This window comes from Brevibacillus sp. HB2.2 (assembly GCF_013284275.1).
Taxonomy (GTDB): Bacteria; Bacillota; Bacilli; order Brevibacillales; family Brevibacillaceae; genus Brevibacillus; species Brevibacillus brevis_D.
This window is the reverse complement of record NZ_JABSUV010000070.1, coordinates 1-11,683: the sequence shown is the minus strand read 5'-3', so window position 1 is coordinate 11,683 and position 11,683 is coordinate 1. Positions and strand designations below refer to the sequence as shown.

Below are 11,683 nucleotides of genomic sequence, written 5' to 3'. Positions count from 1 at the left end.
TTCACTAGCACTTCAAAAGTGCCGGACTCATAATATACCATGTATGATGACTTCGAGTCAACTGGTAATATTTGAAGTCTTTCGTTTTGTTTCTGTAATTCCGCCCGTTTTTGAAAGGCGGACTTTCAATATAACATGAGCGATCTACTTGGTCAAATGAAATATCTGGGAACCAAATATAAAGAACATCGTTAAAAGCTATATTTTCACGCTACAACAATAAAGAAGAGAAAGAATATCAACTCTTCCTCTCTTCGGACTGCTTCATTCTCTCATGAATCAGCTCCACAAGAGCGTCCATATAGTCAGCCGAATCATTCAGGAATTCAGTGGAGACAAACTCCAGCCCGCAAGCTTCTGCTTTCATTCTGCAATGGATTCTACAATCGAAAATTGCCTCTACATTTTCGGTCAAAGACAATAAGTCACAGACAACGACTGCCTTGCCGCCTGACTCAGCCACTTATTCTATCATCGCAAGTACATCCGGTCCTAACCATTTCTGCGGGGCTGGCCCTGCGCTTCGGTAAGCGAGCATCCACTTCTTGCAATCAGCTCGCAGGGCGCCGTTCGTAGACGAAGACTGATCGCTTCTGCAATCCCCGGATAGCGGTGCCAATGATTGATTTCCACAACCGGAATGTTTGCACCTCTGACTTCAAGCGCTTTTCGGGCACTTTGATAATAGGCAGCCGTTCCCGTTCTTGAATACAAGGGGGATGTCGGAAACGCGTACAACTTGGTAACACCGTCTGCGACCATTTGTTGAACCGTCTCGTGCACAAAAGGAGACGTATGCTTCGTAGCTTGATAGACTTTGATTCGCTCGCCACCTCCAATTTGATTCAACCGTCGTTCTATGGCCATGGCTTGCCGAGCTGTTACAGAACCAAGCGGATCTGCAACGCCAATGGATTGAAAGCGTGCCTTGGCTGCCTTCAACGTATCCGGCGAGGGAATTTTGCCATGAAACAGATGGGTATAAAAGGGCAGTATATCATCGATTGATTGCAATGAGGCGTAAGACAACATGAGTAGGGCTTTCATCTGATTTTCGCAACTCCTTTTGGCTATTCTACACGAGGACCTTGCTCTTGAACAAAAAAGACGCCCCTGATCTTTCAGAAGTCGTCCGCTTGTTATTTCCGAGTGTCACTTATTTTTTCGCAGAAGGCATGACACCTTCTGGGATCGGGCACACATATGTTTGACCGCCCAGACGCTGTTTCAGCTCGGCTTTTGCCTGTTCGATCAGCTTTGGATTTTTCAGCATGTCAATCGCTGTAGAAGCCATGACTTTCCCCGCATGCAGCATCCCTTTATGTGCCATGGATGTCGCCCCGAGGGACACCCATTGCCAGGAATGTAGCGTGGAGCCATTCACATAGCATGCAGTTGTGCATTGTGCTGTTGGCGTAATCCAGCTCACATCCCCTACATCCGTGGAGCCGTTCAACGGGATTTTTGCTCCGTCGTATGGATTGAGCCATGTCACCATGTCTGGAGCTGGCATGTCCGATGACTGTTTTTCCGAAGTGGCTAGTTCCTGCTTGGACAGTGTCTCACGCATTTCTTTTGCCAATTGCAGTTCCGCTTCATCCTGCATAGGGACGCCCAGCTCCTGGAAGTTTTTGTACATGACCTCTTCGAGCAGTTTGTTTTGCACGAGGTTCGAGCACGCTTTGTCGAATACGATCTCTACCTCTGTTTCAGTCATGAGCGCAGCGCCTTGCGCAATTTTGCATACGCGCTCGTAAATCTCCTGTACTTGATCAACCTTTGGCGCACGTATGAGGTACAGTACCTCTGCTTTTGGTTGAACCACATTTGGCGACAAGCCGCCGGAGTTCGTGATGGCATAGTGAACACGTGCCTCCGGGATAATGTGCTCACGCAAGTAGTTCACACCGACGTTCATCAATTCCACCGCATCCAGTGCGCTTCGACCGAGATGTGGACTTGCTGCTGCATGAGCACTCTTCCCTTTAAACTTGAAGTAGATTTGATAGTTCGCGAGTGAATCAGTGGACATGATGCTGTTATAGCCCATTGGGTGCCAGCAAAGTGCGAAGTCCACATCGTCAAACAATCCCGCTCGCGCCATGAACGCTTTCCCGGAGCCGCCTTCTTCCCCTGGGCAGCCGTAGTAACGAACAGTCCCCTTCATGTTGTTCTCTTCCATATACTCTTTCACGGCAATGGCTGCCGCAAGAGAAGCGGTACCGAGCAAGTTGTGTCCGCAGCCATGGCCGTTTGCACCTGCTACGAGAGGCTCTTCTTTAGTCTGGCCTTTTTTCTGACTCATGCCCGACAGAGCATCGAATTCTCCCAAAATCGCCACGACAGGATTGCCACTGCCAAAGCTTCCGATGAAAGCCGTTTTGATCCCACCTACACCGCGCTCAACCTTGAAGCCCTCTCCCTCGAGTGTTTGAGCTAGCAATTCAGCAGATTGATACTCTTCAAAACGCGTCTCCGCGAAAGCCCAAATCTGGTCGCTCACCTTGATGAAGGCATCTCGTTTTTTCTCAATCATTTCTGCAATTCGCTTGGTATGCATTCGCAAACATCCTCTCTGCCCTCGTTATCCACGTGGTCTTTCGCTCAGGTAGGAACGGTTTTACGTCAGCAATCGTCTGGCAATTCGGTTCAAAAGCGCTACGCTACGCGGCAAAATCTCTTCTTGTATATCGAACCTTGGATGGTGGTGAGGGGCCGGGATATCCGTACCAATTGCCATGTACGTTCCTTTTCCGCCACGATCCTGAACGCGTTTAATCATAAAGCTGGCATCTTCACTGCCCATCGAGTTGTACTCGCCGTGCTTAAAGGAATGGAAGCCTTCTACTTGTTTGGCTTCTTCCAGGGCCAGCTCTGCCATCTCCACATCGTAGTTGATCGGGATTGCTCCTCCGACGACCTCGATCTTGTAGTCGAGCTCATGCATAGCAGCACTGTGCGCAATGATGTTGCGTACACGGTTTTCTACTTCTTCATTTACTTCTTCGGTAATGGAGCGAGTCTCCACAACCATCTTGGCATAGGCCGGAATGATGTTCGCTGCTGTTCCGCCTTCTAGCACACCCACATTGATTCTTGTATCACCAGTGCTAAAGCGCGGAATCGCATGAATGTTCAACAGGGCGGTAGCCGCTCCGAGCAATGCATTTTTCCCTTGCTCTGGCGACGCACCAGCATGAGAAGAAACACCGTAGAAATGCGCCATCATTTTCGTGGTAGCCAAAAATCCATAGGAACCGCCGTGCACCTCACCTAGAGGCACATTGACACCCAAATGGCTGCAGAAAATATAGTCAACATCATCCAAATGACCTTTTTCTACGATCGCGTATGCACCGCGGACACCTTCTTCGGCTGGTTGGAAGATCAGTTTGAGCGTACCGGAAAAATCTCCTGCTGCAAGCGCTTCTGCCAATCCCAAGCCAATCGTGGTATGACCGTCGTGAGCACAGGCATGCATGTTGCCTTCATAAAGGGAACGGAAGCCATTCGCTTGTGGAAAATGGTCTTGCTCCGTACTTTCTAAAACAGGCAGTGCGTCCATGTCAAAACGGAAAGCAACCGTTGGTCCAGGTGCCTTCCCTTTCTTCACACCAATCACTGCGGTATAGCCACCGCGCATTTTTTCAACGATTGCCGGGTTTGCACCGTCACGCAAAGATCTTTCATACGCTGCCTCGAGAACTACTTCGGAAGGCAAGCCCCGCCGGGAATCTCCATCGATTGCTTCTTGTCCGTATATGACCTCATAGCCGAGGGACGTCAAAATCTCTACTACCTTGGAAGCGGTACGGAACTCCGTAAAACCCACCTCTGGATGTCTATGAAAATCTCTTCGCAACGAAACCAGATCCAACATCGTTCAATTCCTCCTGTTAACTCTGGAGCATGTGTTTTTCCATGCCCAGGTCCGATAGGCAAGCTGTAGAAATATGAGAAGACTGGTAAATGTAAATCCTTACAATATACGAATATTAAAAGACATTTTCGCTTAGTTGAATTATATTGTTGGGTCGCTGTTTTTTCAATAGGAGTTGTTTGAGTTATTGAAAAATAGTGAACCTTCTAACGGTGTAGTGGGGAGGAAACAGGAGAAAACGCTCAGATTCTAGGGCCACCCCCTGCGGGATTGACTGCACGACTCCATGCAAAAAGCGAAACCGCGTCCAAAGTAGTCCATTCAGGGTGTGTCTCAGAGGTGGACGCTAAGAGCGTGTTTCGCTTTTTGCATTGCGTCTCGGTCGGTGTCCCTAAGATCTTCGCTTTTTTCTCCTGTTTCCTCTACGAGCTTGCCGTTCGTAAACGAGTTTTTAAAGATCTAAAAGAATGAAGAATGTCGTTAGTTACGACAGAGAAGAATATTTCCAGACGTAGCGACTTGTGGAGTCCTAACCCTCAGCGGGACGGAGCACTGAGCCTAGACTGGAAATATTCTTCTCCCCACCGTAGCCACGTAGCCACATAAAATGAAAAAACACCCGAAATCTCTCGTCGGGTGCCCTTATTTCTTTAACTGATAAAGTTTCTTCGGTCGTCCACGCACAGCCTGCTGCTCTTCCCCGCTGAACTCGGCCAAATCCACTTCGCACAAGCTGCCCATGATGCGCTGGGCATTTCGTACCGTCATCGACAAATGCGAAGCGATATCCGTCGTTGAAAACAACTTCCAGCCCATACGTTGAACCAACGCACGCAGCTTGTGATACGATTTGACACTTACATTGGCCCGATTCAGCTTTTCCAACAGCTCTCGATCATTGGAGCGGAACGAATAGGCGAGCTCCTCTGTTTCTCCCACCGATTCCATCATGACGCCCTTATCCTGCACGACGACAATGCCCGCCCCCGGTCGTTCTTTTGCGTGCTGGATTGCTTTTCGTGCATTGTTTTCCGCTGAAAAAGCAGTGTCCCCAAAGCCTACCCCTACTGCAACCGGAACCTCTGCCTCCAAAGAGAGCTGTTCCACCGTATGTCGCAGCATTTCAATCTCTCGTTGAATCGCACCACGCGAACTGAAAATCTGGTATCGTCCGTTGCCATTTGCAAGCAGAGAGCCGTCCAGCCGATCGCAGAGAGCAAGCAGAATTTGTCTGATCTTCAGCTCCAGATGCTGCAAGTAAAAGCGCGTGCTGGTCCGCTCGGGAATCTTGTCAAACTGCTCCAGCTCAATGATCTCTACCCCAATTTGTGTATCCTTAAAATAGGAGCTTTTCACCTTTTCGATGACGATTTTCATCGCCTGACGAATCTCCATTTTCGTCATGAGAACACGATAGACAGGAATGCCTTCCTCACGCAGCGCATGTTCAACGACAGAAAACGTGGTGAACGCTCCTTGTGTCTTGCCTTCACGCCAGAGCGTTACATGAAACTGCGTGATCGCATCGAGGTCAAAATGCTCGTCGTACGTAGTAACGTAAATCTCCTCATCGGGTATGTCCAGCTCCGACATCGACTCTCGCAAATGCGTCCCTTCCGACTCGATCATGTCGATGGAGACACGGTTCACGGCTGTGTTTTGGTCAATCGACATCTGAATGAAGCAGCGATACAAATTCGAACCGTTCGGCGGGCAATACACGATATTAGCATCCGGGGTTAGCACCTTTTTTGCGATTGTAAACGGAACCGGCCCTGAGAAAAACCATCCGTTTAACTCTGGATGATGTTCCTGGACGATATTGCTCACTTCACGTACGTCTTCATAACGAAAGGGGACAAATTCGATTTCATGCTCAAATTCATTGGCGACCGCCAGTATCCGCTCCACCGAAGGAAATGGTCCTACAACACCGATTCTATACATAAGGGCGTTTTCTCCTACCTCGTCATGATTGACACCTTTTCCTCATTCATATCATGTGCCGTTTTCTTTGTCTACTGGATGCCAAGCACGCTGCACTACGCTTGCTCCATGATTTGCCTAACCATTTGCTCGAGTGAAGCAGTAGGCTTGCCGATGATTCTCTCCAAATCCGTCGTCGTGCTACTCGCATCAATTTGCATCAAGAAGCGATACAGCCAACTTTCTGCAACAGGGTCCTCCCGATGCCTGATGGATTTCCCTGTCCGTGCCGTCAACACCTCAGCAAGCTCTACGAAATTCCAAGCTCGGGAAGCCGTAAGCTCGTAAGTCTGATTTTCGTGCCCTTCTGTGCTGATGACAGTGGCAGCAGCCAATGAAAGATCCTCGCGTGTCACTGTGTGAAAGCTCCACTTGCCAGGGTATGTAATGAGCTCTCCTGTTTCGATTGCCTGCTGAATACCAAATGCCGCAATCACATCACTGTAAAGTCCATTCCGCAGAAACGTATACGGTATCCCCGTCGTGCGAATGGCGTGTTCCGTTGCCAAATGGAGATGCGTGAGCGAGATATTTACCTTTTCCAAAAAGGCAAAGCTGGTATACACCAGGTGAGTGATATTTGCTTTTTTCGCCGCTTCTATGACATGACTATGCTGTCGTACACGAACGGTATCATCCGTGTGCGGGCTGGAAATAAACAAAAGCTTCGTGCCGCCCGCAAAAGAACGTTCCAGAGACAGAGGGTCATCATAATCCGCTTGTCTTACCTCGATTCCCAACTCTCTTAACCGTGTCGCTTTGTCCATTCCGCGCACACAGGCAATGAGGCGTTCTTTTTCCACCCTTTTCAAAAGCTGTTCGATAATCAAGCTCCCTAGTTTGCCCGTTGCTCCTGTGATGAGAATGGACATGCTTTTGCCCCCTTTTCCTCTGCAGCTCAAAGTCATCTCACACTTTGCCTTATTTTCTCTAATAAAAATATCAGTTGGTGCAGCTCTTGCTCCTCCAGTCCTTTTAGCCCCTCTGCAATCACCTGACGATTCCCGGGAAGGTGCATGAAAAGAAGCTGTTTTCCTGCTTCGGTCAGTGAGATTACGGATTTTCTGCCGTCTTTAGGATGGGGAGCCCGGTGTATCAGACCGTCTGTTTCCAGTGGTGCAAGCAAAAGACTAATGTTGGCCTTCGTCACTCCAATACACTCTGCCAAACGTGAAGGCAGGATACTGTCACCATGCTTCGCGATCTCTACCAATAATCGAATTCTTGCACCGTTCATTCCTTTGGCATGCCAATATTTTTCTGAGAGCCCCACCAAATCTGCGGTGGCGTCTACCAAGGAAAAGAATGCCTTTGTCCGTAAAGGGGGCTGATTTACATATGTTTCGAGATCATCTGCCATGCTCTTTCCCCCCCTCGTTTAGTTAAGTGCTTAACTACATGAAATTTAATCCATCTGTATTTTTTTGTCAATGGGCAAAGCATTTTCATTACGCGAGTTCTATTTTTCGTCCAGAAACTGAATGAAAAAGAACTGATGGTTATATACACCTTATCCATCAGTTCTTTCTCTCATGTTTTATACGACTTCTAGCGATTCATGTTTTTAATGTACATGCCAGCAGCCACTTCTCGCTCGTAAACCCATCCTGGCGGAACAGGTGAATATTTGCTTACTAATAATACAGTTCCATAAGGAGCACCAACGACATTCATGATCGTTTTGCTATCATAATTTTCTCGCGATACAACCCATCCAGTTGGAATGGGGGAGAACTTGGTCACATTGAACTCCGTACGATAAGATGCTCCTATTACATATTTGATCACTCGACCATCTACTTCATCTCTTAAAACTACCCATCCCGCTGGAACGGGAGAATATTTGCTAACTCGTAATTCCGCACCATAGGGAGCACCTGCTGTATTTTTAATGAGCTTGGAACCGAGATCTTCACGAATGACCACCCAACCTGCCGGGACAGCAGCAGATTTTCGAATCCATTCCTCCTCTGAGCTCCATCTAGCAGAAACGGATGAATGTTCTCTCTGCCCATCAACACTAGATGATGTGTTTGCGGCTTGAATCGGAGACGTTAGCACTGCGGAAAATACGGCTACACTCAATGCTGAAAAAACCATTTTCTTGAACAAAGTGATTCCCACCTCTCCTGTCATTAAAATCTACCAGAATATACCATAAATTTAAAAACGAGTAAATTTTCAAGAAAAATCTATCAATTCCTCTTATTATTCCTAATCTATCAATGACATAAATAAATATTTTTTATCGAGAAACTAAAAAAATTCCTTTGCTATTGAAAACACTAGCAAATATTCTGAATATACGTTTTCTATCATTTTTAGGGGGGTATTTATGAAAAAGGGACTGGCAATTGCAACCTGTCTTACCTTGCTTTTCGGGGTACTAGCGGGGTGCTCGAACTCTTCCGCACCTGCTGAACCCACTGGCTCCACTACACCTGCAGAAGCGACAAAAACAGAGCCGATGGTGTTAAAATGGAGCATTAACAGCGAGCCTCCTTCGATGGACCCCGGGATCGCCGTCGACGCGGATTCGTTTGACATGATTTATGCTGCCTTTGAGGGCTTGACGAGCTATGATCTGAATGGACAACTCGTCAATGCAACGGCTGAGAGCTTTACCAACTCGCCAGATTACATGAACTACACCTTCAAAATTCGCAAGGACGCCAAATGGAGCAACGGAGACCCCGTCACCGCCCATGACTTCGTCTATGCGATCAAACGCAATCTCGATCCGAAAACGGCGTCTGAGTACGCCTATCAGCTTTATTACATTAAAGGAGGAGAGGAGTACAATACGGGGAAAGGCAAAGCTGAGGATGTAGGCGTCAAGGCTGTAGACGACCATACCGTCGAATTCAACTTGAAGTCACCCACTCCGTTTTTTCGTGAGCTAACCTTCTTCCCGACCCTCTTCCCGTTGCATCAAAAAACGCTGGAAGGAAACCCAAAATGGGCGAATGAAGCGAAAACCATCGTGGGAAATGGTCCATTCATCATGGACAAGTGGGAGCATAAAAGCAGAATCGTCTTTACGAAAAACCCGAACTACTGGGACAAAGACAACGTCAAGCTCGACCGAATCGAAATTTCTATGATCGAGGACAACAATACAGCGTTCTCCATGTTTGAAAATGGCGACATCGACTGGGGCGGCTATCCTGCCTCAACACTTCCGACCGATGCAATCCCTACACTCAAAGATGCAGGCAAGCTGATGGTCGCGGATAATCCGGGCACACAATCCGTTGTTTTTAATACAAACAAACCACCGTTCAACAATAAAAAAATTCGCCAAGCGTTCGCTTATGCCACCAACCGTCAGGAAATCATCGACAATATTTTGCAGACGGGTGTTCCAGCCGCTTATGGTTGGGTACCGACTTCCATGGGATTAAAACCAGACGGCTACTTTAAAGAAGACCAAGCGAAAGCCAAAGCATTACTAGATGAAGGTATGAAGGAGCTCGGACTCTCGACCTTCCCGAACGTTACCTACACGTTTGACACGAATGATACCAATAAAAAGCTGGCAGAAGCCCTGCAAGATCAGTGGAAAAAAGCACTCGGTGTTGACGTGAAGCTGTACACAGCGGAGCTGAAGGTGTACCGCGACATGAGATCGCAAGCGAACTTTGACATGATCCGTTTCCAATGGGGCGCAGACTTCAACGACCCGATCAACTTCCTGGAGATGTTCCGCGATAAAACGGGCGGAAACAACCACCCGGATTGGGAAAATGCCAAGTTTAAAGAGCTGATCGACAAGAGCTACAACGAGCCTGATCTGGATGCGCGGAAAAAAATCCTGCTAGAAGCGGAGACGATTCTTATGGAGGAAATGCCGTTGGCTCCAATCAACTTCCGTGGAAGCCCTTATGTAAAAAATGATAAGGTGAAGGATTTCATCATCTTCCCGCTTGGTGGTGCGTACTTCAAGTACACCTCTGTTCATCCGTAGGGGAATGAAAAATCTTTGGTTTGTGCGAACATAGTGGTGGGGAAGAGAAAAACGGGCTTCCTCCGTTCGTGGCACGCCAAGGCCTCCGGTCGCTCCGTTTTTCTCTTCCTCTCCGAAACCTTTGTATTCACGAGTTTCTTGAAAACACATAACACAAATAAAACAGGCTGTACCTGTCTGAATAGACGGTACAGCCTGTTTTATTACATTTACACAGTCAGCGTTTTTTGTTCGTTTCCGTGGTAAGCATTAGTATCCAGCTCTTTTGTCACTCTGCTCGTCAAAAGTCCGGAGGTCATGCTTCCGCTTACGTTTAGTGCTGTGCGGCCCATGTCAATCAGCGGCTCAACGGAGATGAGCAGACCGACAATGGCAATTGGTAAATTCATCGTGGACAAGACGAGCAGTGCTGCAAAGGTCGCCCCGCCCCCTACGCCTGCAACCCCGAAGGAGCTGAGTGCCACCACTGCGATCAGTGTCAGGATGAACGATGGTGTCAACGGATCAATTCCTGCGACAGGTGCTACCATGACAGCCAGCATGGCTGGATACGTACCTGCGCAACCGTTTTGTCCGATGGAGAGTCCAAAGGAGCCTGCGAAGTTGGCAATTCCTTCAGGAACTCCCATGCTTTGTTGCGTTTTTACATTCAGCGGTAACGCCCCCGCGCTCGTACGTGAAGTGAAGGCGAACGTCAGGACAGGGAATGCTTTTTTCACATAGGTGATTGGATTCAATCCTGCAAACGTCAACAGCAACAAATGAACGATAAACATGATAATCAGCGCCATATACGATGCGACAACGAACTTGCCCAGCTGCCAGATGGCATTGTAATCGCTGGTAGCTGCGACTCTGATCATGATTGCCAGTACACCATATGGCGTCAGGCGCAAGATCAATGTCACGATACGCATAGTGATGGTATGGAATGCGTCCACGATTTTCGCAAACAATTCAGCTTGCTCCGGATTTTTGCGTTTTACCCCTAAATACGCAACACCGATAATCGCAGAGAAAATCACGACGGCAATCGTGGAAGTCGCCCGATCTCCAGTCAGATCGAGGAAAGGATTCGCTGGAAGCAGCTCCAGGATTTTTGCTGGCATGCTCAAGTTCTGGATATCCCCCAAGCGCTGCTCTACCTGTTCGATCCGAGCGGATTCCGCATCCCCTTGCTGGAATTGTGCCCCATCGAGATTAAATGCCAAGGTAGTCGAAATCCCGATTGCTGCCGCGACAGCAGTCGTCGCTACCAAAAGTCCGATAATCAGTGTACTGATTTTTCCAATGTTATTGGTTAGTTTCATTTTGGTGAAAGCCGATAAAATAGATATGAATACCAGTGGCATTACGATCATTTGAAGCAGCTTCACATAGCCTTTCCCTACAATGTTGTACCATTCGATGGTGGATTTCAGTACGTCCGATTTGGCTCCGTATATGTATTGCAAAATGAGTCCAAATAAAATCCCGAGTCCGAGACCGACAAATACCCGCTTGGAAAAAGAAATATGCTTCTTTTGCATGGCGTACAATCCAGCAATGAATAAGAGCAACAAAACAATGTTTACAATGATCAATAACGTCGACATATATTCCCCTCCCTTTCGTTCTATGTACCTCTCATTATTGTATTCGGTATAGATATAGTTATATTACCAACAATCCCTACTGGTCAAGTATGAATTGTTTTTGTATTATTCCAAACTGTCTTGCAGCCAGCTGTAGTGGGGGGAGGAAACAGGAGAAAACGCTCGGATTCTAGGGCCACCCGCTGTGGGATTGACTGCACGACTCCATGCAAAAAGCGAAACCGCGTCCAAAGTGGTCTCTTCCTCGAAGTTATT

The 11,683-nt window shown here is 47.8% G+C and carries 10 protein-coding genes; 1 reads left to right on the top strand and 9 read right to left on the bottom strand.

Annotation, left to right across the window (positions count from 1 at the left end; all coding sequences use genetic code 11):
* Positions 1-238 precede the first annotated feature (238 nt).
* The 8 genes from HP401_RS30095 to HP401_RS28860 all read right to left on the bottom strand — a co-directional run bounded on the left by HP401_RS30095 (position 239) and on the right by HP401_RS28860 (position 7,978).
* Entirely contained in the window at positions 239-463 is a 225-nt protein-coding gene (locus HP401_RS30095) for a ferrochelatase (RefSeq protein ID WP_309145171.1), read from the bottom strand.
* Between the two features lie 29 nt (positions 464-492).
* Positions 493-1,047, bottom strand: coding sequence for a ferrochelatase (locus tag HP401_RS28890; RefSeq protein WP_254457226.1), 555 nt, complete (start codon positions 1,045-1,047; stop codon positions 493-495).
* 109 nt (positions 1,048-1,156) lie between these two features.
* Positions 1,157-2,560 (bottom strand): M20 family metallopeptidase, encoded by a 1,404-nt coding sequence (locus HP401_RS28885; RefSeq protein WP_173607539.1) that lies wholly within the window; start codon positions 2,558-2,560, stop codon positions 1,157-1,159.
* A 60-nt stretch (positions 2,561-2,620) separates the two neighbouring features.
* The gene (locus HP401_RS28880) at positions 2,621-3,880 is read right to left on the bottom strand and encodes an amidohydrolase (protein ID WP_173607538.1); all 1,260 of its coding nucleotides are present in this window, start codon (positions 3,878-3,880) and stop codon (positions 2,621-2,623) included.
* A gap of 642 nt (positions 3,881-4,522) precedes the next feature.
* On the bottom strand, positions 4,523-5,827 hold the full coding sequence (locus tag HP401_RS28875) for a hypothetical protein (protein WP_173607537.1): 1,305 nt from the start codon (positions 5,825-5,827) through the stop codon (positions 4,523-4,525).
* 95 nt (positions 5,828-5,922) lie between these two features.
* On the bottom strand, positions 5,923-6,738 hold the full coding sequence (locus tag HP401_RS28870) for an SDR family oxidoreductase (protein ID WP_173607536.1): 816 nt from the start codon (positions 6,736-6,738) through the stop codon (positions 5,923-5,925).
* Positions 6,739-6,770: 32 nt separating this feature from the next.
* A complete protein-coding gene (locus HP401_RS28865) occupies positions 6,771-7,226 on the bottom strand; it encodes a MarR family winged helix-turn-helix transcriptional regulator (protein ID WP_173607535.1) in 456 nt (151 codons plus the stop codon).
* A gap of 188 nt (positions 7,227-7,414) precedes the next feature.
* Positions 7,415-7,978 carry a hypothetical protein gene (locus tag HP401_RS28860; RefSeq protein WP_173607534.1) on the bottom strand — a complete coding sequence of 188 codons (564 nt, stop codon included), beginning with the start codon at positions 7,976-7,978 and terminating at the stop codon, positions 7,415-7,417.
* A 223-nt stretch (positions 7,979-8,201) separates the two neighbouring features.
* Between HP401_RS28860 and HP401_RS28855 the strand changes: the two genes are divergently transcribed.
* Entirely contained in the window at positions 8,202-9,833 is a 1,632-nt protein-coding gene (locus HP401_RS28855; protein WP_173607533.1) for a peptide ABC transporter substrate-binding protein, read from the top strand.
* Between the two features lie 209 nt (positions 9,834-10,042).
* On the opposite strand, the gene HP401_RS28850 is transcribed toward HP401_RS28855, so the two are convergent.
* Positions 10,043-11,428: an L-cystine transporter gene (locus HP401_RS28850; RefSeq protein ID WP_173607532.1), complete on the bottom strand. Its 1,386-nt coding sequence runs from the start codon at positions 11,426-11,428 to the stop codon at positions 10,043-10,045.
* Between the last annotated feature and the right edge of the window lie 255 nt (positions 11,429-11,683).